This is a genomic window from Paenibacillus konkukensis (assembly GCF_023523925.1).
GTDB classification, from domain to species: Bacteria; Bacillota; Bacilli; order Paenibacillales; family NBRC-103111; genus Paenibacillus_S; species Paenibacillus_S doosanensis.
On the sequence record NZ_CP027059.1, the window covers coordinates 4,858,092 to 4,881,586 of the forward strand.

General features: G+C 51.0%; 24 protein-coding genes and 1 other annotated feature. All 24 genes read left to right on the plus strand.

Annotation, left to right across the window (positions count from 1 at the left end; all coding sequences use genetic code 11):
- Positions 1-23 precede the first annotated feature (23 nt).
- The 24 genes from pssA to rpsG all read left to right on the plus strand — a co-directional run bounded on the left by pssA (position 24) and on the right by rpsG (position 23,473).
- Positions 24-758, plus strand: coding sequence for a CDP-diacylglycerol--serine O-phosphatidyltransferase (gene pssA / locus SK3146_RS21130; RefSeq protein ID WP_249860663.1), 735 nt, complete (start codon positions 24-26; stop codon positions 756-758).
- Between the two features lie 177 nt (positions 759-935).
- Positions 936-2,033 carry a PIN/TRAM domain-containing protein gene (locus tag SK3146_RS21135; RefSeq protein ID WP_249860664.1) on the plus strand — a complete coding sequence of 366 codons (1,098 nt, stop codon included), beginning with the start codon at positions 936-938 and terminating at the stop codon, positions 2,031-2,033.
- A 92-nt stretch (positions 2,034-2,125) separates the two neighbouring features.
- The gene (ispD, locus tag SK3146_RS21140) at positions 2,126-2,782 is read left to right on the plus strand and encodes a 2-C-methyl-D-erythritol 4-phosphate cytidylyltransferase (protein ID WP_249866391.1); all 657 of its coding nucleotides are present in this window, start codon (positions 2,126-2,128) and stop codon (positions 2,780-2,782) included.
- Positions 2,779-3,264: a 2-C-methyl-D-erythritol 2,4-cyclodiphosphate synthase gene (ispF, locus tag SK3146_RS21145; protein WP_249860665.1), complete on the plus strand. Its 486-nt coding sequence runs from the start codon at positions 2,779-2,781 to the stop codon at positions 3,262-3,264. Before ispD ends, ispF begins: the two co-directional genes overlap by 4 nt.
- Before the next feature lie 47 nt (positions 3,265-3,311).
- On the plus strand, positions 3,312-4,769 hold the full coding sequence (gltX, locus tag SK3146_RS21150; protein ID WP_249860666.1) for a glutamate--tRNA ligase: 1,458 nt from the start codon (positions 3,312-3,314) through the stop codon (positions 4,767-4,769).
- A 386-nt stretch (positions 4,770-5,155) separates the two neighbouring features.
- Positions 5,156-5,842 carry a serine O-acetyltransferase gene (cysE, locus tag SK3146_RS21155; RefSeq protein ID WP_375295553.1) on the plus strand — a complete coding sequence of 229 codons (687 nt, stop codon included), beginning with the start codon at positions 5,156-5,158 and terminating at the stop codon, positions 5,840-5,842.
- A complete protein-coding gene (cysS, locus tag SK3146_RS21160; protein ID WP_249860667.1) occupies positions 5,832-7,229 on the plus strand; it encodes a cysteine--tRNA ligase in 1,398 nt (465 codons plus the stop codon). The genes cysE and cysS overlap by 11 nt, the downstream gene beginning before the upstream one ends.
- A complete protein-coding gene (locus tag SK3146_RS21165; RefSeq protein ID WP_375295554.1) occupies positions 7,229-7,651 on the plus strand; it encodes a Mini-ribonuclease 3 in 423 nt (140 codons plus the stop codon). The genes cysS and SK3146_RS21165 overlap by 1 nt, the downstream gene beginning before the upstream one ends.
- Before the next feature lie 69 nt (positions 7,652-7,720).
- Entirely contained in the window at positions 7,721-8,461 is a 741-nt protein-coding gene (gene rlmB / locus SK3146_RS21170) for a 23S rRNA (guanosine(2251)-2'-O)-methyltransferase RlmB (RefSeq protein WP_249866393.1), read from the plus strand.
- Positions 8,462-8,474: 13 nt separating this feature from the next.
- Entirely contained in the window at positions 8,475-8,990 is a 516-nt protein-coding gene (locus SK3146_RS21175; protein ID WP_249860669.1) for an NYN domain-containing protein, read from the plus strand.
- 126 nt (positions 8,991-9,116) lie between these two features.
- Complete coding sequence (sigH, locus tag SK3146_RS21180) at positions 9,117-9,761, plus strand: RNA polymerase sporulation sigma factor SigH (RefSeq protein WP_239630941.1); 645 nt, start codon at positions 9,117-9,119, stop codon at positions 9,759-9,761.
- Between the two features lie 346 nt (positions 9,762-10,107).
- Positions 10,108-10,257: a 50S ribosomal protein L33 gene (gene rpmG / locus SK3146_RS21185; RefSeq protein WP_079914997.1), complete on the plus strand. Its 150-nt coding sequence runs from the start codon at positions 10,108-10,110 to the stop codon at positions 10,255-10,257.
- Between the two features lie 18 nt (positions 10,258-10,275).
- On the plus strand, positions 10,276-10,488 hold the full coding sequence (secE, locus tag SK3146_RS21190; RefSeq protein ID WP_249860670.1) for a preprotein translocase subunit SecE: 213 nt from the start codon (positions 10,276-10,278) through the stop codon (positions 10,486-10,488).
- 27 nt (positions 10,489-10,515) lie between these two features.
- Positions 10,516-11,049, plus strand: a complete 534-nt coding sequence (nusG, locus tag SK3146_RS21195) for a transcription termination/antitermination protein NusG (RefSeq protein ID WP_249860671.1) — start codon at positions 10,516-10,518, stop codon at positions 11,047-11,049.
- 42 nt (positions 11,050-11,091) lie between these two features.
- Positions 11,092-11,517: a 50S ribosomal protein L11 gene (gene rplK / locus SK3146_RS21200; protein WP_028552028.1), complete on the plus strand. Its 426-nt coding sequence runs from the start codon at positions 11,092-11,094 to the stop codon at positions 11,515-11,517.
- A gap of 238 nt (positions 11,518-11,755) precedes the next feature.
- Positions 11,756-12,448 carry a 50S ribosomal protein L1 gene (gene rplA, locus SK3146_RS21205; protein WP_249860672.1) on the plus strand — a complete coding sequence of 231 codons (693 nt, stop codon included), beginning with the start codon at positions 11,756-11,758 and terminating at the stop codon, positions 12,446-12,448.
- 54 nt (positions 12,449-12,502) lie between these two features.
- Positions 12,503-12,660, plus strand: a sequence feature (ribosomal protein L10 leader region).
- Between the two features lie 165 nt (positions 12,661-12,825).
- Positions 12,826-13,335 (plus strand): 50S ribosomal protein L10, encoded by a 510-nt coding sequence (rplJ, locus tag SK3146_RS21210; protein WP_249860673.1) that lies wholly within the window; start codon positions 12,826-12,828, stop codon positions 13,333-13,335.
- A gap of 55 nt (positions 13,336-13,390) precedes the next feature.
- A complete protein-coding gene (gene rplL, locus SK3146_RS21215; RefSeq protein ID WP_249860674.1) occupies positions 13,391-13,756 on the plus strand; it encodes a 50S ribosomal protein L7/L12 in 366 nt (121 codons plus the stop codon).
- Positions 13,757-13,867: 111 nt separating this feature from the next.
- Positions 13,868-14,464: a class I SAM-dependent methyltransferase gene (locus SK3146_RS21220; protein ID WP_249866394.1), complete on the plus strand. Its 597-nt coding sequence runs from the start codon at positions 13,868-13,870 to the stop codon at positions 14,462-14,464.
- A gap of 329 nt (positions 14,465-14,793) precedes the next feature.
- A complete protein-coding gene (gene rpoB / locus SK3146_RS21225) occupies positions 14,794-18,330 on the plus strand; it encodes a DNA-directed RNA polymerase subunit beta (RefSeq protein WP_249866395.1) in 3,537 nt (1,178 codons plus the stop codon).
- 65 nt (positions 18,331-18,395) lie between these two features.
- Entirely contained in the window at positions 18,396-22,019 is a 3,624-nt protein-coding gene (gene rpoC / locus SK3146_RS21230; RefSeq protein ID WP_283942775.1) for a DNA-directed RNA polymerase subunit beta', read from the plus strand.
- Positions 22,020-22,156: 137 nt separating this feature from the next.
- On the plus strand, positions 22,157-22,408 hold the full coding sequence (locus SK3146_RS21235; protein ID WP_249860675.1) for a ribosomal L7Ae/L30e/S12e/Gadd45 family protein: 252 nt from the start codon (positions 22,157-22,159) through the stop codon (positions 22,406-22,408).
- 129 nt (positions 22,409-22,537) lie between these two features.
- Complete coding sequence (gene rpsL / locus SK3146_RS21240; RefSeq protein ID WP_249860676.1) at positions 22,538-22,957, plus strand: 30S ribosomal protein S12; 420 nt, start codon at positions 22,538-22,540, stop codon at positions 22,955-22,957.
- Positions 22,958-23,002: 45 nt separating this feature from the next.
- Positions 23,003-23,473 carry a 30S ribosomal protein S7 gene (rpsG, locus tag SK3146_RS21245; protein WP_239630950.1) on the plus strand — a complete coding sequence of 157 codons (471 nt, stop codon included), beginning with the start codon at positions 23,003-23,005 and terminating at the stop codon, positions 23,471-23,473.
- The last annotated feature ends 22 nt before the right edge of the window (positions 23,474-23,495 follow it).

The window sequence follows — 23,495 nt, forward strand, 5'->3', positions numbered from 1 at the left end:
GTAAACTAGAGGTGGACAAATAAATGTTGACTAAATCTATTCCCAATCTTTTTACAGTAGGGAACTTGTTTTTGGGATTTATATCGATCATATTGGCCTTTAACCAAAAGGCGGAGCTGGCTGCAATCATGGTCATTATCGCCATGCTGTGCGACGGCTTGGACGGCCGGGTAGCCCGCGCGCTAAATGCCCAAAGCGAATTCGGCAAAGAGCTGGACTCCTTATCGGACGTCATCTCGTTCGGCGTAGCTCCGGCTTTCATCATGTACGTGGCCGCTTTTACGGAAATGAACGCTGCCGCGGCTTGGATCATCACCGCGATCTTCCCGATTTGCGGAGCGCTCCGCCTGGCCCGCTTTAATGTCGTAGCCGGTGTGCCGGGTTACTTCATCGGCTTGCCGATTCCAGCGGCCGGAGGCGTACTATGTACGCTGGCGCTGTTCCATACGGAGCTTCATACCGCCGTATTGGTGCTCAGCACGCTGTTGCTCTCCTATTTGATGGTCAGTACGGTGAAATACCCGAACTTCAAGAAAGTCGGCATTCCGAAGAAGGCGATTTGGATTACGCCTATCGTCATCGTCATTGCCGTCGTTATCGCCTACCAATATCCGGGCATGTTGTCCAAAATGATTTTTGTACCGCTGCTTCTCTATGCGCTGTACGGCCTAAAAAAAAACGTTGAACGCCTCTTGCCAAGACGAAGAAGAAAGAACCAATCCGTCGACGAAGTGAACTCCGAGACAAGGCCGATGTAGCCGTTAATAACACGCTTTGCGTTAATAAATGAGGCGAAAATGAAAAGCATTTATTTTCCTTGAGGGGAAAGTAAATGCTTTTTTGCTTTTTCTTTGGCTTGGGACGGTTAGCCAGGAAACTTTTGGTTCATAATTGTAACGAGGTTATTTCAAAGTAAAAGCTATGGAGGTGATTCTATGATGAAAAGATGGTTCCAATGTTTATTTGCAGTTATCGGGGGCGTGTTGGGATATGAGTGGAGTGATACCGTCGGACAGCCATTTTTCAAAATCATAGAAACGGTGTTCGGTGTGGAAACGTTGCGCGGCGAGGCTTATTGGATGATGATTGCCGGAGTCGTTCTCTTTTATTTCATCAGTTCATGGGCCGTTAATTATGTATTGCGCATGATGCAGCAAGGAGAGGAAAAGATTGCCGACGTACCGGTCTCCGATCTGATTGCGGGCACTTGCGGCATGATCGTCGGGCTGGTGCTTGCCGTCGTTTTTCTAACGCCGTTCGAGCAGGCCGTATTGTTTACCCCGCTGCTGCATGTCATTATTACGGCGATGCTAGGATTGGTCGGATTCCGCTTTGGTTATGCCAAGAAAGAAGAGGTTCTCTCCCTCTTGTCCAAGAGCCGTTCGGGCAGGGATCGCAATGCTCATGGCGAAGGCAAAGGATTCGAAGAGCATAAAATTCTCGATACAAGCGTCATTATCGACGGACGGATTGCCGATATATGCAAAACCGGATTTATCGAAGGCACGCTGGTTATTCCCGAATTCGTGCTGGAAGAGCTGCAGCATATTGCGGATTCCTCCGACCTGCTCAAACGAAACCGCGGCCGCCGCGGGCTCGACATTCTCAACAAAATCCAAAAAGAGCTGGAAGTCAAAGTATTGATCTATGAAGGCGACTTTGAGGAAATTTCCGAGGTGGACAGCAAGCTGGTGAAGCTGGCCAAGGTGCTGCAGGGCAAAGTGATTACGAATGATTTTAATTTGAATAAAGTATGCGAGCTGCAGGGCGTTTCGGTGCTGAACATTAATGATTTGGCCAATGCCGTCAAGCCGGTGGTGCTGCCGGGAGAAGAAATTCTCGTTCAAGTGATCAAGGACGGCAAAGAGCACGGGCAAGGCGTAGCCTATCTCGACGACGGCACGATGATCGTTGTGGAGGGCGGACGCGATTTTATCGGGATGACGCTGGACGTGCTGGTGACAAGCGTACTGCAGACTTCGGCGGGCCGGATGATTTTCGCCAAACCGAAACTATTGGAAAAAGCGCTCTAAAACGTATATGATAGGGGGAGCGCGATAAATAGTAGGTGAAAAGAGTGAACCAGCTGGGGGTAGTGGTTGTAGCTGCGGGCAAAGGCTCGCGGATGAAAACCGCGGAGAGCAAGCAATATCTGCAATTGAACGGCAAACCGATTATTGTACATACATTAGCTTTATTCGATCGGATGCCGGAGGTCGATACCATTGTGCTCGTAACGGGAGAGCAGGATGTCCGGCGGTGCGAAGGGTATGTGAAGCAGTATGGACTCGGCAAAGTCAAACAAGTCGTCGTCGGCGGCCAGGAACGCCAGAACTCCGTGCACAGAGGCTTAAAGGCGCTGAGCGGAGCCGTGGAATGGGTTATGGTGCATGATGGAGTGCGCCCCTTCCCCGCGAAGGAGCATATTGTGGCCTGCTGGCGCAAGGCGATGGAGACGGAGGCGGCCGTGCTCGCGGTGCCGGTCAAAGATACGATCAAGGTTGTCGATCTTCAGGGGACGATCCAGTCCACCCCGGACCGGCGCAGCTTGTGGGCGATTCAAACCCCACAAGCTTTTCGTCTTTCTTTGCTGCTGCAGGCGTACGAGCAGGCGGAGAAGGACGGGTTCGTCGGCACCGACGATGCGATGCTGGTGGAACGAAGCGGCATGTCCGTGCAGGTCGTAGAAGCGGACTATTATAATATTAAAATTACGACGCCGGAAGATTTGCCGTGGGCGGAATGGATAATACGGAATGTCAGGGGAGAGGACAAGCAATGATTCGAGTAGGACAAGGATTTGACGTGCATCAACTGGCGGAAGGGCGTAAATGTATTATCGGGGGCGTAGACATCCCCTACGAGAAAGGACTGCTCGGCCATTCGGACGCGGACGTGCTGCTGCATGCGATCAGCGATGCGATACTCGGTGCGCTGGGATTAGGCGATATCGGCAAGCATTTCCCCGATACGTCGGCGGAGTTTAAGGATGCGGACAGCTACAAGCTGCTGCTGGACGTGTGGAAGCTGGCGAAGGAAGCGGGCTATAAGCTCGGCAACATCGATTCGACGATTATCGCTCAGAAGCCGAAGATGGCGCCATATATTCCCGCGATGGTACAGCGGATTGCCGAGGCTTTGGAAGCGGAGCCGTCCCAAGTAAATGTGAAAGCGACGACGACGGAGCAGCTCGGATTTACCGGACGCGGCGAAGGAATTGCGGCGCAATCGGTTGTTAGTTTGATCGAAGTTGTGCTATCATAGTGCATATTTTTGATTTCGGTTTTGCATAGGAGAGAGGAGCGGCAGCAATGTCAGGTCAATTTCGCGTAAGATACGCGCCAAGCCCTACCGGTCATTTGCATATCGGGGGTGCCCGCACGGCATTATTCAATTATTTGATCGCTCGCAAACAAAACGGGCAATTCATTATCCGGTTCGAAGACACCGATCAGACCCGCCACATGGAGTCGGGCATCGGCAGCCAATTGGAAGGGCTGAAATGGCTCGGACTGGATTGGGACGAGAGCGTCGATATCGGCGGTCCTTACGGCCCGTACCGGCAGACCGAGCGTCTGGACTTGTACCGCCCTTATGTCGAGCAAATGCTGCAGTCAGGCCACGCTTACCGCTGCTACTGTTCGGAGGCGGATCTGGAGCAGGAGCGGGCGGAGCAAGAGGCCAAGGGAGAGATGCCGCGCTATTCCGGCAAATGCCGTCACTTGACGGCTCAGCAGATCGAGCAGTACGAGGCGGAGGGACGCAAGCCTTCCATTCGCTTCCGCGTGCCGGAGGATCGGATCATCGCTTTCGAGGACCGCATTCGCGAGCATGTGGAATTCGAATCGAACGGGATCGGCGACTTCATCATCGTTCGTCCGGACGGGATTCCGACGTATAACTTCGCCGTTATACTCGACGATCATCTGATGAACATTACGCTCGTCATCCGCGGCGAGGAGCATTTGTCCAATACGCCAAGACAGATTATGATGTACGAAGCGCTGGGGCTTCCCGTGCCCGAATTCGCGCATCTGGCGCTGATCCTGAATCAGGATCGCAAGAAGATGAGCAAGCGCGACGAATCGATCATCCAATTTATCGAACAATACCGCGAGCTCGGCTACTTGCCTGAGGCCGTACTGAACTTCATCACCCTGCTCGGCTGGTCGCCGAAAGGGGAAGAGGAGATGTTCACCAAGGACGAGCTGATCGCCCAGTTCGATCTCGACCGGCTGTCGAAGAGTCCGGCTGTGTTCGATATGGACAAGCTCAATTGGATGAACAATCAATATTTGAAGAAGGCGGAGCTGTCCCGCGTCGTCGATCTGGCGCTGCCGCATTTGCAAAAAGCGGGACGCGTTCCCGAGCAGCTGTCGGCCGAACAGCAAGAATGGGTGAATCGCCTTGTGGCGCTGAATCAGGATCGAATGCAGTATGCGAGCGAAATCGTGCCGCTGTCCGATCTGTTTTTCCAAGACGACGTAGCCTGTGAGAATGACGAAGCCGAGGCGGTGCTTGCCGAAGATTACGTACCGGTCGTTCTGGGAAGCTTCCTGAGCCAAGTGGAGCAGTCGGAGAGCTTCGCCCCGGAACACATCCAGCCGATGCTTAAAGCCGTGCAGAAGGAAACCGGTTATAAAGGCAAGCAGCTGTTTATGACGATTCGCGTAGCTTTGACCGGGCAAGTTCATGGGCCTGACTTGAACATCACTATGTACTTGCTGGGCAAAGAGAAGGTTATCGACCGGCTGAAGAAGTTATTGTAAAGCTTACGCTTTTTCGTTATACTAAGTAACATTAATATTTCGTGGCGTTGATCAGGAGAGTACGATGAATCAGGGATTTACAGAGAGGGCGGCCGGGCTGAAGCTGCATAAGCGGGCCTGCGCTGGAAGCTGCTCATTCCCGTTGATCGGAAATGCACCTGGGAGCCGTATCGGCGAGCTGCTTTCCGGTTAGGGAAGCCAGGGTAGCCGTGCCGTATACGTTCACGTTACGAACGCCGAGATGGACGAGATTGCAAGTCCGAAGCAGAGTGGAACCGCGCGCTTTTCACGCCTCTGCAGCCGCAATGGCTGCAGAGGCTTTTTGGCGTAGAGAAGAGGGCAGGGAAGGCCGTTTCGGATATCGGGGAGACTATATATCTAGCTTGATGGGGAGAAAGCAGGTGATCGTCTTGTTCAAGTACATGAAGGAAGACATCGAAACGATATTTGAAAATGATCCCGCGGCCCGCAGCTGGTTCGAAGTAGCCTTTACCTACTCCGGACTGCACGCGCTTTGGGCGCATCGGGTCGCCCATTGGTTCTACAAGCGGCGATGGTTTACTACAGCTAGAATCATCTCCCAGTTCAGCCGCTTTATGACCGGCATCGAGATTCATCCGGGCGCCGTCATCGGACGCCGGTTTTTCATCGACCACGGCATGGGCGTCGTCATCGGGGAAACCTGCGAAATCGGCAACGATGTCGTGCTGTACCAAGGAGTCACTTTGGGAGGAACCGGCAAGGAGAAGGGAAAGCGGCATCCTACTATCGGCAATAATGTCGTGATCGGATCGGGAGCCAAGGTCCTCGGTTCCTTCACCGTCGGAGACAACTCCAGCGTCGGCTCCAACGCCGTCGTATTGCGGGAAGTGCCGCCGAACTGTACGGTGGTCGGAAATCCCGGCAGAATCGTGAAGCGGGACGGCGTGCGGGTCGGTCGGCTCGATCATAACAACCTGCCTGACCCGGTTATCGATATGTTCCGGCAAATGCAGCAGCAGATCGACGAAATGAAGGTAGCGGTCACTGCACCACAATCCAAGAATGGGGGCAGCCAAGATCATGGCGCTTAAAATTTATAATACGATGACCCGGGCCAAAGAGGAATTCAAGCCTCTGGAGCCGGGCAAGGTGAAAATGTATGTATGCGGTCCGACGGTGTACGATTACATCCATATCGGCAACGCGCGGCCGATCATTTTCTTCGACGTGGTAAGACGTTATTTGGAATCTGCCGGTTACGACGTCAATTATGTCGTTAACTTTACCGATGTCGACGACAAGCTGATCAAACGGGCGGCGCAAATGGGAACGACTGTTCCGGAAGTGGCCGAGACGTTCATCGGCAAGTTTTACGAGGATACGGAGGGATTAGGCGTTCGCAAGGCGACGCTCAATCCGCGCGTAACCGAAAATATCGACGAGATCGTCGCCTTTATCGAAGGCTTGGTAAGCAAAGGCTATGCGTACGAGAACGGCGGGGATGTCTATTTCCGCACGACCAAGTTCGCCGAATACGGCAAGCTCTCGCATCAAAATCTCGAGGAGCTGCAGTTCGGCATTCGCGTAGAGGTGGACGACCGGAAGGAAAATCCGCAGGATTTCGTGCTGTGGAAAGGCGCCAAGCCGGGGGAGATCTCCTGGGCTAGCCCATGGGGAGAAGGCAGACCGGGCTGGCATATCGAATGCTCGGCGATGGCCCGCAAATATTTGGGCGAGACGATCGACATTCACGGCGGCGGCCAAGATTTGCAGTTCCCGCATCACGAATGCGAAATCGCGCAATCCGAATGCTTGACCGGACATCCGATGGCCAATTACTGGATGCACAACGGGTATATCAACATCAATAACGAGAAAATGTCCAAATCGCTCGGCAACGGCGTTAACGTAAACCAGCTGCTGAAAACGATCAGCCCGCAGGTGATCCGTTATTTCATGCTGTCCGCGCATTACCGCAACCCGCTCAACTTCAGCGAGGAAGCGGTGGAGCAGGCCAAGAACGGGCTGGCCCGGATCGAGAACTGTATCGCCAATCTCAAGCACCGGCTGGCGAACGCGACTGAAGGCGAAGCGTCGGAGGAGATCGTTCATGCCGCGGCCGAGGTGCAGAAGCAGTTCGAACAGAAGATGAACGACGACTTCAATACGCCGGATGCGATCACGGCCGTGTTCGAGCTGGTTAATGCCGCGAATCCGTATGCGCAGCAGGAGAAGGTAACCAAGCGCTCGCTGGAGCTGTTGCTGGAACAATTTGAAGCGATGGACCGGGTTTTGGGCATACTAGCACAACAAGAAGAGGAACTGCTGGACGAAGAAATCGAGCGGTTGATTGTAGAGCGGACGGAAGCGCGCAAAGCCAAGCAATGGGCCCGCGCCGACGAAATCCGCGACTTGCTCACGGAGCAGGGCATTTTATTAGAGGATACGGCACAAGGTATCCGCTGGCGGCGGAAATGATGAAAGAGCCGTTCTCTTTCGATTCCGATCTGTTCTGTTTCCCGCCGGCGAAGGACCCGCAGCAGCTGAATCCGCTCGTGCTCGCTTATGTCGGGGATGCGGTATACGAGGTGTTCATACGCCAATATGTCGTGTCCCTAGCCAATCACCGGCCTAACCAACTGCATCGATTGTCGACCCATTTCGTTTCGGCCAAAGCCCAGGCGAAGGCGCTGCAGGCTTGGCTTCCGCTGCTGACGGAGCAAGAGACGGATATCGTCAAGCGGGGGCGGAACGCCAAGAGCGGGACCTCCGCCAAAAACGCGGATATTTTGGAATACCGTCACAGCACGGCATTCGAATGTTTGATCGGTTATTTATATTACACGAAGCAATTCGATCGGCTCCACTATTTGCTTATGAAATCGCTGGAGCGGGAGTAGCGGAAAGCGGAGCCGGAAGCGGGCCGAGCTGAAGCCGATTGGATTGTCTGAAATAAGGAGAGACAGATGATGGAGGAATTTATTGCCGGTAAGCACTCGGTGCTGGAAGCGTTGCGCTCGGGACGGACGATTAATAAAATCTGGATTGCCGAAAACGCGCAAAAACAGCTGACGCAGCCGATTATCGCCGAAGCGAAACAGCACGGAGTCATCGTGCAGACGGCGGATAAGCGCAAGCTGGACCAAATGGTCGAAAATGTGCAGCATCAGGGTGTCGTCGCTCAAGTAGCGGCATACGAATATGTGGAAGTGGACGATATTTTGGCGCGCGCCGAGAGTCGGGGCGAGGAGCCGTTTATTCTCATTTTGGATGAGATCGAAGATCCCCATAATCTCGGTTCGATACTGAGGACGGCCGATTGTACGGGGGTGCACGGAGTCATTATTCCGAAGCGCAGATCGGTGGGCCTGACCGCCACCGTCTCTAAAACGTCCGCAGGAGCCGTCGAGTATGTGCCTGTGGCGAGAGTGACGAATTTGGCGCAAACGATCGATCAGTTGAAGGATCGGGGCGTATGGGTAGCGGGCACCGATGTCGCGGCGCAGCAGCCTCTTTATAAGACAAATCTGAATATGCCGCTTGCTCTCGTTATCGGTAATGAGAATAAAGGCATGGGTCGGCTGATTAAGGAAAAATGCGATTTTCTGCTGAAGCTTCCGATGTTCGGCCATATCAACTCGCTCAACGCGTCGGTGGCGGCGTCCGTATTTATGTATGAGGTAGTGCGCCAACGGTTGTCGGCGAAATAGCGGGCTTAAGGCCATGATTCAGGAAATCCTCATCGTGGATGGATACAATATTATCGGCGCGTGGCCGGAGCTGCAGAAGCTCAAGGACATCAGCCTGGAGGAGGCCCGCGACCGGCTTATCGAGCAGCTCGCCGAATATCAGTCGTATTCGGGGATGAAGGTGCTGCTCGTCTTCGATGCTTATTACGTTCCCGGACTCGGCGGGAAATATGAGCAGAGCAAGCTCCGCATCTTCTATACGAAGGAGAAGGAAACGGCCGACGAACTGATCGAACGGCTGGTGACCCAGCATATCGGACGGCGCAAACAAATTTATGTGGCTACCTCGGATATGACCGAGCAGCATGTTATTTTTGGCAAGGGGGCGTTTCGCGTGCCGGCCGGAGAACTGCTGATCAAGGTGCGGCAGTCGAAGCGGGAGATCCAGAACAAAATCCGCCAGGAGCCTACAGGCAAGCGCAACACCTTTGACAACCAACTGCCTCCGCATATGAAGGACCTGTTCGAAAAATGGCGCCGAGGCCGGTAAGAAGCGGTAATTCCAGCGTTTAGCAGCGGTTAATTCGGTTGACGATAATAGATTACATAATGTATACTTATGCTATCTTTCAAGGGTACAAGGAATCGTAGTCTTGCCAGGCCGGAGGGATTGTCGGTGAGTGTCGACCTCAAAGAACTGAGAATGTACGAATATGACCTCAAGGCAGATGAAGACATTGTCGATGCGGTTCGCGAGGGTGACAGCGACGCATTGGAGTACTTGATTAACAAGTACAAGAACTTCGTTCGCGCCAAAGCGCGCTCTTATTTTTTAATAGGAGCAGACAGAGAAGATATCGTACAAGAAGGTATGATAGGTTTATATAAATCGATCCGGGACTTTCGCGGCGACAAACTCGCCTCCTTTAAGGCTTTTGCCGAGTTATGCATCACTCGTCAGATCATTACGGCTATTAAAACCGCCACCCGCCAGAAGCATATTCCTCTTAATTCGTATGTCTCTTTGGACAAGCCCATTTATGATGAAGATTCCGATCGCACGCTGCTTGACGTCATCTGCGGTTCCCGTGTCACGGACCCGGAAGAGCTGATTATCAATCAGGAAGAGTTCAGCGGTTTGGAAGACAAAATGGGAGAAATCTTAAGCGACTTGGAACGAAGGGTGCTTATGCTGTACTTGGACGGGCGTTCCTATCAGGAAATTGCGGTCGATTTGGATCGTCATGTGAAGTCGATTGACAACGCTTTGCAGCGCGTTAAACGAAAGCTGGAACGATATTTGGAAGTCCGAGACGCATAGTAGAGGCACCCGAACTTATATAAGTGGGGTGCTTTATTTTTTTGCGAGGAAAACGGGCGATCAAGCGGCTGCCATGCTGCATCTCTCGCGGAGGTATGCATCCGCAATTTGGAGCTTTTGGCAAATAAGGGACGAATATTCTCGTCATACGTTTACCTGTGTCCTTGCCCGTCTATACTAGCAGGTATACGCCTAAAGCGCGTGAGCGGTATGCTAGTAGTAGGTTTCCCTTGACACCCAAATCGGGCTGTGCTAAAGTACATAGGTAGCCTTAAAACTGTAAGGCGTTTTTTTGCTGAACCTTTAAGGTTTAAAATTTGAGGCTGGTCCGTAGGAGGTGTACATCATGCGGGTTATAATCACGTTAGCGTGCACGAACTGCAAGCAAAGAAACTATACGTCCAATAAAAATAAGCGCAACCATCCAGACCGCATGGAGTTGAAGAAGTTTTGCAAGTTTTGCAATGAACATACCGCTCATCGCGAAACTAGGTAGTTTCTTGGAGGTGTAGTTGTGTCCTTTTTGGCTAGAATGAAGCAAGGATTCGGCAACACGTTTTCTTTTTTTGCGGACAGCTGGTCCGAACTCAAAAAAGTGAAGTGGCCAAGTCGTAAGGAATTGATCAGCTACACGCTAGTCGTTCTCTTTACGGTTGCCTTTACGACGATTTACTTCTACGTACTTGACTTGGGTATTTCTGAGCTGCTTCGACTTGTTTTTAAATAAGCGAGAGCATAGGTGGCTAATATGGAAATGGAAAAAAGATGGTACGTCGTACATACCTATTCCGGGTATGAGAATAAAGTCAAGGCAAACTTGGAAAAACGCGTTGAATCCATGGATATGAAGGACAAGATCTTTCGTGTTCTGGTACCGATGGAAGAAGAGCTTGTGAACAAGGACGGCAAGAAGAAGACGGTGATGCGTAAAGTATATCCGGGTTACGTGCTGGTCGAAATGATCCAGACCGACGACTCGTGGTATGTGGTGCGCAATACGCCGGGTGTGACGGGGTTTGTCGGTTCGACAGGGTCCGGTTCGAAGCCGACCGCGCTGCTTCCCGAGGAAGTGGAGTCGATTCTCAAGCATATGGGCATCGAAGAACCGAAACCGAAGATCGACTTCGATCTGAAGGAAACCGTTCGTGTAAAAGTGGGCCCGTTCGCCAACTTTGTCGGATCCGTGGAAGAAATTCTGCTCGACAAGGCGAAGCTGAAGGTTCACGTCAACATGTTCGGCCGCGAAACGCCGCTTGAATTGGATTATCATCAGGTGGAGAAGCTCTAGAAGTGAAGAACCGCCACACTACGTACAAGGGGGTGTCACACAATGGCAAAAAAGGTTATCAAGATTGTTAAGCTTCAAGTTCCTGCTGGTAAAGCGAATCCGGCTCCGCCAATCGGTCCGGCCCTCGGTCAAGCAGGCGTTAACATCATGGCTTTTTGTAAAGAGTTCAACGCTCGTACTGCCGATCAAGCAGGTTTGATCATTCCTGTTGAAATCACTGTATTCGAGGACCGTTCCTTTACGTTTATTTGCAAAACTCCACCGGCTGCTGTATTGCTCCGTGTAGCTGCAAAAATCGAAAAAGGCTCCGGCGAACCTAACAAAAAGAAAGTTGCTACGGTTAAACGCGCAACTGTCCGTGAAATCGCCGAACAAAAAATGCCTGACCTGAACGCTGCATCCGTTGAGGCTGCAATGCGTATGATCGAAGGTACTGCTCGCAGCATGGGCGTAGTCATCGAAGACTAATTCCGGTTGCTTAATCAGTGACAACCGACATTGCTTCGCGTAATGTAACGGTTACACTACCAGTGACAACCAACATGGCTTTGCAAATGTAATGGTTGCACTATCAGTGACAACTGACTTTCTATTCCTGAAAGTAACAGTTGCACTACCAGTGACAACCAACATGGCTTTGCAAATGTAATGGTTGCACTACCAGTGGGAGGATATTCCGCTAATACCACAGAGGAGGATATACAAAGTGCCTAAACACGGTAAGAAGTATTTGGAAGCTGCTAAGCTTGTAGATGCCGAAGCGGTATATGAGCCGTTAGAAGCTATCGAGCTTGTGAAAAAAACGGCGCCTGCAAAATTCGACGAAACCGTTGAAGTTGCAGTTCGTCTGGGCGTTGACCCTAGAAAACAAGACCAGGCTGTTCGCGGCGTTGTCGTATTGCCGCACGGTACAGGTAAAACCAAACGTGTGCTTGTATTTGCCAAAGGCGATAAAGCTAAAGAAGCGGAAGCGGCTGGCGCTGATTTCGTAGGCGATCAAGACATGATTAACAAGATCCAGCAAGGCTGGTTCGACTTTGACGTTTGCGTAGCTACACCGGACATGATGAGTGAAGTGGGTAAACTGGGTCGTATCTTGGGCGGTAAAGGTTTGATGCCTAACCCTAAAGCCGGTACGGTTACGTTCGACGTAGCTAAAGCGGTTCAGGAGATCAAGGCTGGTAAAATCGAATATCGCTTGGATAAAGCCGGTCAAATCCATGCTCCAATCGGTAAAGTATCCTTTGATGCCGAGAAGCTGGCTGACAACTTCCGCGCATTGATCGACGCTTTGAACAGAGCGAAGCCTGCGGCTGCTAAAGGTGTATACCTGAAAAACATCGCTGTTTCCTCGACGATGGGTCCTAGCGCTCGCGTAAACGCGCAAACTTTTAGATAAGGATAAGCTTGGCAGTTGACTTTTACAGTCTCCCATGCTAACCTAATCTAGCTAACAATCGAATATGACTTACCGTAGACAGCAGGTGCCGACGAGGCTTAATTTCCTGCCGAGGTGTTATGATATAGAAACGGATTTCTTTGCCTTTAGTTCAAAGATAACGTGAATCATCATGCCTTCGCAGTGTCTGCGAAGGCATTTTTGCTTAAAGTAAAGATGCCTTTGCGGACATGACCGATAGAACGTGTTGCAGCGGAATACTACGGAATGTTTACGAGATAAGTTGATACGGTAACTGATGAAATGCGTTTTCTCACGAAAACTAAGTTTATGATGACGGAGACCGTTTTCTCACGAAAACTTTAGGAGGTGCAAAAATGGCAAACGCGAAAATTCTTGAGCAAAAATCCCAGCAGGTTGCGGAAGTAGCTGAAAAGCTGAAAGAGAGCTCTTGCACGATCGTTGCCGACTACCGCGGGTTGAACGTGGCTCAAGTAACCGAGCTTCGCAAGCAGCTGCGTGAAGCGGGCATTGAATTCCAAGTATTGAAAAACACTTTGGCTAGACGTGCTACGACGAATGCTGAACTGAGCGAGCTGAATGATTATCTTACAGGTCCTACGGCGATCGCGTTCAGTAAAGACGATATCGTTGCTCCTGCAAAAATCTTGACGGCTTTTGCAAAGAAAAACGAACATCTTAGCGTTAAAGCGGGTGTAGTTGAAGGTAAAGTGGTTGATGTTAACCAAATCAAAGCACTGGCCGAGCTTCCTTCCAGAGAAGGCTTGCTGTCCATGTTGCTCAGCGTGCTCCAAGCTCCTGTGCGCAACTTCGCCCTTGCGGTTAAAGCTGTGGCAGAAAAAGACGGCGGCGCGCAAGAAGCTTAATCCGCTTTGCAGTTGAACTAACCAAAAACAATAAATTATTGGAGGTATATATACCATGAGTAAAGAGCAAATCTTGGAAGCCATTAAAGGCATGACAGTTTTGGAATTGAACGATCTTGTTAAAGCAATCGAAGAAGAATTCGGCGTAACTGCCGCAGCTCCTGTAGCTGTTGTAGCTGGCGGCGCTGGCGCAGCTGAAGTTGCTGAGCAAACAGAATTCGACGTAATTTTGACTAGCGCTGGCGCTTCCAAAATCAACGTTATCAAAGTGGTTCGTGAGATCACTGGTCTTGGCCTGAAAGAAGCAAAAGACTTGGTTGACGGCGCTCCTAAACCAATCAAAGAAAAAGTGGGTAAAGAAGACGCTGATGCAATCAAAGCTAAGCTTGAAGAAGCTGGCGCAGCTGTAGAAGTAAAATAATTTCCTATGCAGTCGGCAGACCCCTTGGAGATGTAAACTTCAGGGGGTTTTCTCTATCTTCTTGCCGTATTGGCGCGGAAGGTACCATGTAGCCTTGTGGGGGTGAGAAAGATCAGCGAGCATTACTATTCGCAAAAACCAACGACGGCACACGACATGCACACCGTAGACGAAATGCTGCGGGGCCGTAAATTTACCTTTGTGACGGATGCCGGCGTGTTTTCCAAAAAGGGGGTGGATTACGGAACCAAAGCATTGATCGCGGCGATGGAGCTGCCGGAGCGCGGGGAAGTGCTGGATGTCGGCTGCGGCTATGGGCCTATCGGCTTGGCTGCGGCAAGCTTGATTCCCGAAGGAAAGGTGACGCTTGTCGATATCAATGAGCGGGCGGTGCAGCTGGCTCGGCAAAATGCGCAGCGCAATGCGATGGCGAATGTCGAAGTATTACAGAGCGATATGCTGGCGGAAGTGCTGAACCGGAAGTTTGACGCCGTTCTGACGAATCCTCCGATCCGGGCGGGCAAAGAGACGGTGCACCGGATTTTTGAACAGGCGTATGAAGTGCTGAATCCCGGCGGGGCGTTGTGGATCGTCATTCAGAAGAAGCAAGGCGCTCCGTCGGCGATTGCCAAACTGGAGAGCTTGTTTGCCAAAGTGATCGAGATCGGCAAGGATAAAGGCTACAGAATCATCAAGGCCGTGAAATAAGTGGCGTGAAATACAATTATGTTGACTTGACATTTCTGATGTGGTATTATTATAGAATGTCAGCATTAGGGTAGGGTTACATGTCTTTAGTGTACTAAAATGTCAAGAAATATTTTTTGGCGGCATGATGAATAAAATTTAGGCATTCGACGTATAATGTTTAAATTTTAGGTAAAACCTACATGGTATGAGGAAAATTATGGTAACATGAAAGTTGATGCATTTAGAAGCTTCCACAAGAAGTATCACTTCAACAGTATTTACTCGAGAAGGCTTCAGGAGAGGCTTTTATTTTGTTCTATTGAGTAGACATGAGGGGTGAATCAAAGTTGGCGGGTCATCTTGTTCAATTAGGTCGACGCAAACGCAGGTCATACGCTCGGATTCATGAGGTTTTGGAAGTTCCGAACCTGATTGAAATCCAACAAAAATCATATGAGTGGTTTTTGGAAGAAGGATTGCGTGAAATGTTTCAGGATATTTCCCCGATTCAGGATTTCACGGGGAATTTGGTGTTGGAATTTATCGATTACAGCTTAGGCGAACCTAAGTATTCCGTCGATGAGTCCAAAGAACGCGATGTTACGTACGCAGCTCCGCTTCGTGTGAAAGTGCGCTTGATCAATAAAGAAACTGGCGAAGTCAAAGAGCAGGAAGTATTTATGGGAGATTTCCCTTTGATGACGGAGACAGGGACTTTTATTATCAATGGTGCCGAACGGGTTATCGTCAGTCAGCTGGTTCGATCTCCTAGCGTCTATTTTAGCACGAAAGTGGACAAAAACGGCAAGAAAACATATACGGCAACGGTAATTCCTAACCGCGGCGCGTGGCTGGAGCTGGAGACGGATGCGAAGGACATTATTTATGTCCGTATCGATCGTACTCGTAAAATTCCGGTCACCGTGCTGCTGAGAGCTTTGGGCTTCGGCACCGACGCGGAAATCCTGGACCTGCTGGGTGACGATGAGTACATCCGCAATACGCTGGATAAGGATAATACCGATTCTACCGACAAAGCGTTGATTGAAATCTATGAACGGCTTCGCCCAGGCGAGCCTCCTACGCTCGATAATGCAAGAAGCTTGCTGGTAGCTCGTTTCTTCGATCCGAAGCGCTATGATCTAGCGAATGTAGGACGTTACAAAATCAACAAGAAGCTGCATATTAAAAACCGTCTGTTTAATCAGAGGCTGGCCGAAACGCTGGTCGACACCAGCACCGGTGAAATTATCGCCGAAGCAGGACAACTGCTCGATCGCCGCTTGCTCGACGAGATTCTCCCTTATTTGGAGAACGGCGTAGGCTTCAATGAGTATACGGCCGTCAACGGCGTGACGGATATGGAGCATATTCCTTTCCAATGCATCAATGTGTATTCTCCTATCGAAGACGGCAAGATCGTAAAAGTGATTGCTAACGGTAAGATTGATAAGTCGGTTAAAAACATCACGCCTGCAGACATCATCTCATCTATCAACTACTTCATCAATCTTCTGCACGGCATTGGCAGCACCGACGATATCGACCACCTGGGCAACCGGCGTTTGCGTTCGGTCGGCGAATTGCTGCAAAACCAATTCCGTATCGGTCTGTCCCGTATGGAGCGCGTAGTGCGCGAGCGGATGTCCATTCAGGACGCCAACGTCATTACGCCGCAGGCTCTGATCAATATCCGGCCTGTGATCGCATCGATCAAAGAGTTTTTCGGAAGCTCCCAGCTGTCCCAGTTTATGGACCAAACGAACCCGCTTGCCGAACTGACGCACAAACGTCGTCTGTCCGCGCTCGGGCCCGGCGGTTTGACGAGAGAGCGCGCAGGCTTTGAAGTCCGCGACGTCCATCACTCTCACTATGGCCGGATGTGTCCTATCGAGACGCCGGAGGGTCCGAACATCGGTTTGATCAACTCTTTGTCCACGTTTGCGAGAATCAACGAGTATGGCTTCATTGAAGCTCCTTATCGTTGGGTCGATCCGAAGACGGAAACAGTGACCGATCAAATCGCGTATTTGACGGCGGACGAGGAAGATAACTACGTCGTAGCGCAGGCGAATGCCGAGCTTACGGAAAGCGGGCATTTTGTCAATGACTCCGTTATCGTTCGTTATAAAGACGATATTTTGACGCTTCCTAAAGAACGCGTTGACTATATGGACGTTTCGCCTAAACAGGTTGTGTCCGTAGCGACGGCATTGATTCCGTTCCTGGAAAACGACGACTCCAACCGTGCCCTCATGGGTTCGAACATGCAGCGTCAAGCCGTGCCTTTGCTCATTCCTAAGGCGCCTCTGGTAGGTACCGGTATGGAGCATAAGGCAGCCAAAGACTCGGGCGTATGTATCGTGTCCAAAGTCGACGGCGTCGTAGAACGCGTGTCGGCTAACGAGATTTGGGTTCGCCGCCAGGCGATGGTAGACGGCAAGCTGGTGAACGGCGATTTGATCAAGCATAAGCTGCATAAGTTTATGCGTTCCAACCAAGGTACGTGTATCAATCAGCGCCCGATTTGCCACAAAGGCGAGAAAGTCCGCGTCGGCGATATTTTGGCGGACGGACCTTCGACCGAAATGGGCGAATTGGCGCTTGGCCGCAACGTAGTCGTAGCATTTATGACTTGGGAAGGCTATAACTACGAGGATGCGATCCTGCTGAGCGAAAAGTTGGTTAAAGAGGATGTATACACATCCATTCATATCGAGGAATACGAATCCGAAGCCCGCGATACGAAGCTGGGACCGGAGGAAATCACGCGCGATATCCCGAACGTGGGCGAAGACGCGCTGAAGAATCTGGACGAGCGAGGCATTATTCGTGTCGGTGCCGAGATCGGCGCGGGCGACATCCTCGTCGGTAAAGTAACTCCTAAGGGCGTAACCGAGCTGACGGCGGAAGAGCGCTTGCTGCATGCGATCTTCGGTGAGAAGGCGCGTGAAGTTCGCGACACCTCTCTGCGCGTTCCGCACGGTACCGACGGTATCGTCGTAGACGTGAAGGTGTTTACCCGCGAGAACGGCGATGAATTGCCTCCTGGCGTTAATCAATTGGTTCGTGTCTATATCGCGCAAAAACGGAAAATTTCCGAAGGCGATAAAATGGCCGGACGTCACGGTAACAAAGGGGTTATCGCCCGTATTTTGCCGGAAGAGGACATGCCGTTCATGCCGGACGGAACTCCTGTTCAAGTCGTCTTGAACCCGCTGGGCGTTCCTTCGCGGATGAACATCGGTCAGGCGTTCGAGGTTCACTTGGGCATGGCCGCCAACTTCCTCGGCATTCATACGGCGACTCCGGTATTCGACGGCGCGCGCGAGCACGACGTATTCGATACGATGGAAGAAGCCGGCATGCAGCGCAACGGTAAGACATTGCTGTATGACGGACGTACGGGCGAACCGTTCGAACGTGAAGTTACGGTCGGCGTCATGTACATGATTAAGCTGGCGCACATGGTTGACGATAAAATCCATGCCCGTTCCACAGGTCCTTACTCTCTCGTAACGCAGCAGCCGTTGGGCGGTAAAGCTCAGTTCGGCGGACAGCGCTTCGGGGAGATGGAGGTTTGGGCTCTGGAAGCCTACGGCGCGGCTTATACGCTGCAAGAAATTTTGACCGTCAAGTCCGATGACGTGGTCGGTCGGGTGAAAACTTACGAGTCAATCGTCAAAGGTGAGAACGTTCCTGAACCTGGCGTTCCGGAATCCTTTAAAGTATTGATTAAAGAGCTTCAAAGCTTGGGCATGGACGTGAAAATCCTGTCTGGAGACGAGCAAGAGATCGAAATGAAGGAAATGGACGACGACGATGAGGTTACAAGCGATAAGCTCAATCTCAATCTTGAAGGCACGGAGTTAGGTGTAGAATAACGCAAGTGTTCGCGATACCGCATGGTTTGCTGATCATATAGCACATTCTTAAGGAGGGTTGCTCCTTGATGGACGTTAACAACTTCGAATTTATGAAAATCGGCTTGGCTTCTCCGGAAAAGATCCGTTCGTGGTCCCGCGGGGAAGTTAAAAAACCGGAAACGATCAACTACAGAACACTGAAGCCTGAAAAGGAAGGTTTGTTCTGCGAAAAAATATTCGGACCGACCAAAGACTGGGAATGTCATTGCGGAAAATACAAACGCGTTCGTTATAAAGGCGTCGTTTGCGACCGCTGTGGCGTTGAAGTGACCAGACAAAAGGTTCGGCGTGAGCGTATGGGTCACATCGAGCTGGCGGCTCCGGTATCCCACATTTGGTACTTCAAAGGGATTCCGAGCCGTATGGGCTTGGCTCTCGATATGTCTCCTCGTTCCCTCGAAGAGATCATCTACTTCGCATCTTATGTTGTAACGGACCCAGGCGATACACCGCTGGAGAAAAAGCAGCTGCTGTCCGAGAAAGAATACCGCAGCTACCGTGAAAAGTACGGCTATGCTTTCCAAGCGGGAATGGGCGCCGAAGCGGTGAAAAAGCTTCTTCAGGACATCGACATCGATAAAGAGGTCGAAACGCTGAAAGAAGAGCTCAAAACGGCTCAAGGCCAGCGCCGTAACCGTGCGATTAAACGGCTCGAAGTTATGGAAGCATTCCGCAATTCGAAAAACATGCCGGAATGGATGGTACTCGACGTGCTTCCGGTTATTCCTCCGGAGCTGCGCCCGATGGTTCAGCTCGACGGCGGACGCTTTGCGACTTCCGACTTGAACGATTTGTACCGCCGCGTTATTAACCGGAACAACCGTCTGAAACGGCTGCTCGATCTTGGAGCTCCGGATATTATCGTTCAGAACGAGAAGCGGATGCTGCAGGAAGCGGTAGACGCCTTGATCGACAACGGCCGCCGCGGCCGTCCTGTAACCGGTCCTGGCAACCGTCCGCTCAAATCCTTGAGCCATATGCTCAAAGGGAAGCAAGGACGCTTCCGGCAAAACTTGCTCGGTAAACGGGTTGACTATTCCGGTCGTTCCGTTATCGTCGTAGGTCCGAGCCTCAAAATGTACCAATGCGGTCTTCCTAAGGAAATGGCTTTGGAACTGTTCAAACCATTCGTTATGAAGGAGCTTGTCAATAAAGGCCTCGCCCATAACATCAAGAGCGCGAAGCGCAAAGTAGAACGCGTAAGCCCTGAAGTATGGGATGTGCTTGAAGAAGTCATCAAGGAACATCCGGTTCTGCTCAACCGTGCCCCCACGCTGCACAGATTGGGGATTCAGGCGTTCGAACCGATCCTTGTAGAAGGACGCGCCATCAAGCTGCATCCGCTCGTATGTACGGCGTATAACGCCGACTTTGACGGTGACCAAATGGCCGTTCACGTTCCGTTGTCTTCCGAGGCTCAAGCGGAAGCGCGCGTGCTTATGCTCGCATCCGGTAACATCTTGAACCCGAAAGACGGCAAGCCGGTCGTTACGCCTTCTCAGGATATGGTCTTGGGAAGCTTCTACTTGACGACCGACAACAAATTCGCCAAAGGCGCGCTGACGATCGTACGTTCGGTGCATGAGGCTGTTTCCTTGTACCAGCGCGGCGCCGCTTCGCTGCATGCTCGTATCGCCATCCCGGCGAAAGTGCTTAGCAAAACGAGCTTCACGCCGCAGCAGCAAGAAGCTATGCTGATCACTACGATCGGTAAAGTCATCTTTAACGAAATTTATCCTGCTGATTTCCCTTATATCAACGAGCCGACAAAGTCGAACTTGCTCGTGGGCCCTTCGGATGCATATTTCGTATTCGACAAGGGGGCGAACCTCCGCAAAATTATGGAGGAGCTGCCGGAATGCAAAGCGGTAGGTAAAGAATATCTCGGATCGATCATCGCGGAATGCTTCCGCAGATACCATACGACGTTGACTTCGGTCATTCTCGACCGGATCAAGGAGCTTGGCTTTACTTATTCCACGAAGGCCGGTATTACGATCGCCGTAGCGGACGTTACCGTTCCTCCGGAAAAGGATGAGCTGCTGAAAGAATCCGAAGATAAAGTTAACGTAGTTACAAATCAATACCGCCGCGGCTTGATTACCGACGACGAACGTTATGACCGCGTTATTGCCATCTGGAGTAAAACGAAAGATGAAATTACGGACATTCTGATGAAGTCGCTCGATAAATACAATTCCATCAACATGATGGTTGAGTCTAAAGCACGGGGTAATAAATCGCAGATTACGCAGCTCGGCGGTATGCGCGGTCTGATGGCTACGCCAACCGGACGTATTTATGAGCTGCCGATCAAATCGAACTTCCGCGAAGGCCTCACCGTATTGGAGTACTTTATCTCCACGCACGGCGCCCGTAAAGGGTTGGCCGATACGGCGCTGCGGACAGCGGACTCGGGTTACTTGACCCGTCGTCTGGTCGACGTGGCACAGGACGTTATCGTTCGCGACGAAGATTGCGGTACGGACAAAGGCTTTACCGTCAGCCGTATTCAGGACGGCAAAGAGGTTATCGAGGATCTGTACGACCGTATCGAAGGCCGCTACGCTTTCGAAACGATCCGCGACCCGCAAACCGGCGAAGTAATTGTCGGACGCAACGAGCTGATCGAAGCCGGCATCGCCGACAAGATTATCGCTGCGGGCATTGAGAAGCTGCAAATCCGCTCCGTGCTTAGCTGCCGCTCCAGACACGGCGTCTGCAAAAAATGCTACGGCCGTAACCTGGCGACAGGTCAGCACGTAGAGATCGGGGAAGCTGTAGGGATTATCGCCGCTCAGTCCATCGGGGAACCGGGAACTCAGCTCACCATGCGTACGTTCCATACCGGGGGCGTTGCAGGGGACGATATTACCCAAGGTTTGCCGCGGATTCAGGAGCTCTTCGAGGCCCGGAATCCGAAAGGGCAAGCGATCATTACGGAAATCGACGGTATCGTCAAAGATATCCGCGAAGCGAAAGACCGCCGCGAGATCGAAGTGCTCGGCGAAGCGGAATCCAAAGTTTATGCGGTGCCTTACGGCTCCCGTATTCGCGTGTCGGTGAACCAGCACGTCGAAGCCGGCGACGAATTGACGGAAGGCTCCATCGACCCTAAAGAAATGCTGCGCATCAAAGGGATTCGCGGTGTGCAAAACTATATTCTCCAAGAGGTTCAGCGCGTATACCGTAACCAGGGCGTTGAAATCAACGATAAGCATATCGAAGTTATGGTTCGCCAGATGCTTCGCAAAATCCGTATCGTTGACGCCGGCGACACGACGTTGCTGCCAGGCTCCTTCGTCGATATTCATGAGTACGAGGAAGCCAACAAAGTGGCATTGTTCGCCGATCTGGAGCCGGCTGTCGCAAGACCTGTGCTGCTCGGTATTACCAAAGCGTCGCTCGAGACCGATTCCTTCCTGTCGGCCGCGTCCTTCCAGGAAACGACTCGCGTATTGACGGACGCTGCGATCAAGGGCAAGGTCGACCAGCTGCTCGGCTTGAAAGAGAATGTTATTATCGGTAAGCTGATCCCTGCAGGTACGGGGATGTCGAGATACCGTAACATTCGTATTACCAATCCTAACGAAGAGGTTACGGACGAAGATCAGTCTCTCGAAATGGAGACGGTCACGGTAGAATAAACGCCAAATCAAGAATAGAAACGATGCTTGTCTTCATGAAATAATTTCTTTTTGTGAAGACAAGCAATTTTCTTGACAGGGTATGATCCGGATGCTAATATATCAAAGTGTGCCATTTTCCTTTGGAGGATGTTTTCATGTCTTATGATAAAGTGAAACAGGCAGCGAACATTAGCATAGGCACGAAGCAAGCGACAAGAATGGTAGAGCTAGGCAAGGCTACGGAAGTTTTTGTTGCCAAAGATGCAGATCCGCGAATAACGATAAAAATGATTAACCTCTGCAAGAAAATGGGGGTTAAAGTAACATACGTTGATTCCATGAAGTTGTTAGGTAAAGCGTGTGGTATTGAAGTTGGAGCTGCGATGGCAGCTGTAGTGAATGAATGATGTCAGCATGTTTTTGTCAGACAAAACAGCGATGTGAGGATGACAAAAACTTTTACTTTGTTCATTTACGATTCGCCTGGATCTGTGGGCTTAAAATCAAGGTCATTCATTTTGGAAGGAGGTGGCGACATGCCAACAATTAACCAACTCGTTCGTAAAGGACGCCAAGCGAAAGTGGAAAAATCCAAGTCCCCGGCTCTTCAAAAAGGTTTTAACGCTCTGAAAAGAGAAGCTACAGACCTGAGCGCTCCTCAAAAGCGCGGTGTATGTACTCGTGTAGGTACAATGACACCGAAGAAACCGAACTCCGCTCTTCGTAAATATGCCCGTGTACGTTTGACTAACCGTGTAGAGGTTACTGCTTACATTCCGGGTATCGGACATAACCTTCAGGAGCACAGCGTTGTATTGATTCGCGGCGGACGGGTAAAAGACCTTCCAGGGGTACGTTACCATATCGTTCGTGGCGCATTGGATACATCCGGTGTGAACAACCGTAAACAGGCTCGTTCCAAATACGGTACGAAACGTCCGAAAGAGAAAAAGTAATCAATGATTTTATAAGAATGAACTTTTCGAGAAAGGGGGATAACTATGCCTCGTAAAGGTCCAGTTACTCGCAGAGACGTATTGCCAGATCCTATTTATAATAGCAAGCTGGTAACTCGTTTGATCAACCGCATTATGATCGATGGCAAAAGAGGTGTCGCTCAAACGATCCTTTATAACGCCTTCAATCTGATTCAAGAACGTACAGGTAAAGAGCCGATGGAAGTGTTTGAAGCAGCCATCAAAAACATCATGCCTGTTCTTGAAGTTAAAGCTCGCCGTGTCGGTGGTGCGAACTATCAAGTACCTATCGAAGTTAGACCGGAACGTCGTACCACTTTGGGACTTCGTTGGTTGGTTAACTATTCTCGCCTTCGTGGTGAGAAAACGATGGAAGAAAGATTGGCGCAAGAAATTATCGACGCTAGCAACAACACAGGCGCTTCCGTTAAAAAACGCGAAGATACGCACAAAATGGCTGAAGCCAACAAAGCGTTTGCGCACTATCGTTGGTAAAATTACATTCCTGATAATAGGA

Excerpts from the sequence above, each read along its gene's own strand:
- ispD (WP_249866391.1), top strand. The coding sequence starts at position 2,126 with ATGAAAACCGCGGAGAGCAAGCAATATCTGCAATTGAACGGCAAACCG.
- SK3146_RS21175 (WP_249860669.1), top strand. The coding sequence starts at position 8,475 with ATGATTCAGGAAATCCTCATCGTGGATGGATACAATATTATCGGCGCG.
- rpmG (WP_079914997.1), top strand. The coding sequence starts at position 10,108 with ATGCGGGTTATAATCACGTTAGCGTGCACGAACTGCAAGCAAAGAAAC.
- SK3146_RS21135 (WP_249860664.1), top strand. The coding sequence starts at position 936 with ATGATGAAAAGATGGTTCCAATGTTTATTTGCAGTTATCGGGGGCGTG.
- rplL (WP_249860674.1), top strand. The coding sequence starts at position 13,391 with ATGAGTAAAGAGCAAATCTTGGAAGCCATTAAAGGCATGACAGTTTTG.
- pssA (WP_249860663.1), top strand. The coding sequence starts at position 24 with ATGTTGACTAAATCTATTCCCAATCTTTTTACAGTAGGGAACTTGTTT.
- SK3146_RS21235 (WP_249860675.1), top strand. The coding sequence starts at position 22,157 with ATGTCTTATGATAAAGTGAAACAGGCAGCGAACATTAGCATAGGCACG.
- nusG (WP_249860671.1), top strand. The coding sequence starts at position 10,516 with ATGGAAAAAAGATGGTACGTCGTACATACCTATTCCGGGTATGAGAAT.
- rpsL (WP_249860676.1), top strand. The coding sequence starts at position 22,538 with ATGCCAACAATTAACCAACTCGTTCGTAAAGGACGCCAAGCGAAAGTG.
- SK3146_RS21165 (WP_375295554.1), top strand. The coding sequence starts at position 7,229 with ATGAAAGAGCCGTTCTCTTTCGATTCCGATCTGTTCTGTTTCCCGCCG.
- cysE (WP_375295553.1), top strand. The coding sequence starts at position 5,156 with ATGGGGAGAAAGCAGGTGATCGTCTTGTTCAAGTACATGAAGGAAGAC.
- rplJ (WP_249860673.1), top strand. The coding sequence starts at position 12,826 with ATGGCAAACGCGAAAATTCTTGAGCAAAAATCCCAGCAGGTTGCGGAA.
- ispF (WP_249860665.1), top strand. The coding sequence starts at position 2,779 with ATGATTCGAGTAGGACAAGGATTTGACGTGCATCAACTGGCGGAAGGG.
- rplK (WP_028552028.1), top strand. The coding sequence starts at position 11,092 with ATGGCAAAAAAGGTTATCAAGATTGTTAAGCTTCAAGTTCCTGCTGGT.
- cysS (WP_249860667.1), top strand. The coding sequence starts at position 5,832 with ATGGCGCTTAAAATTTATAATACGATGACCCGGGCCAAAGAGGAATTC.
- rpsG (WP_239630950.1), top strand. The coding sequence starts at position 23,003 with ATGCCTCGTAAAGGTCCAGTTACTCGCAGAGACGTATTGCCAGATCCT.
- gltX (WP_249860666.1), top strand. The coding sequence starts at position 3,312 with ATGTCAGGTCAATTTCGCGTAAGATACGCGCCAAGCCCTACCGGTCAT.
- rlmB (WP_249866393.1), top strand. The coding sequence starts at position 7,721 with ATGGAGGAATTTATTGCCGGTAAGCACTCGGTGCTGGAAGCGTTGCGC.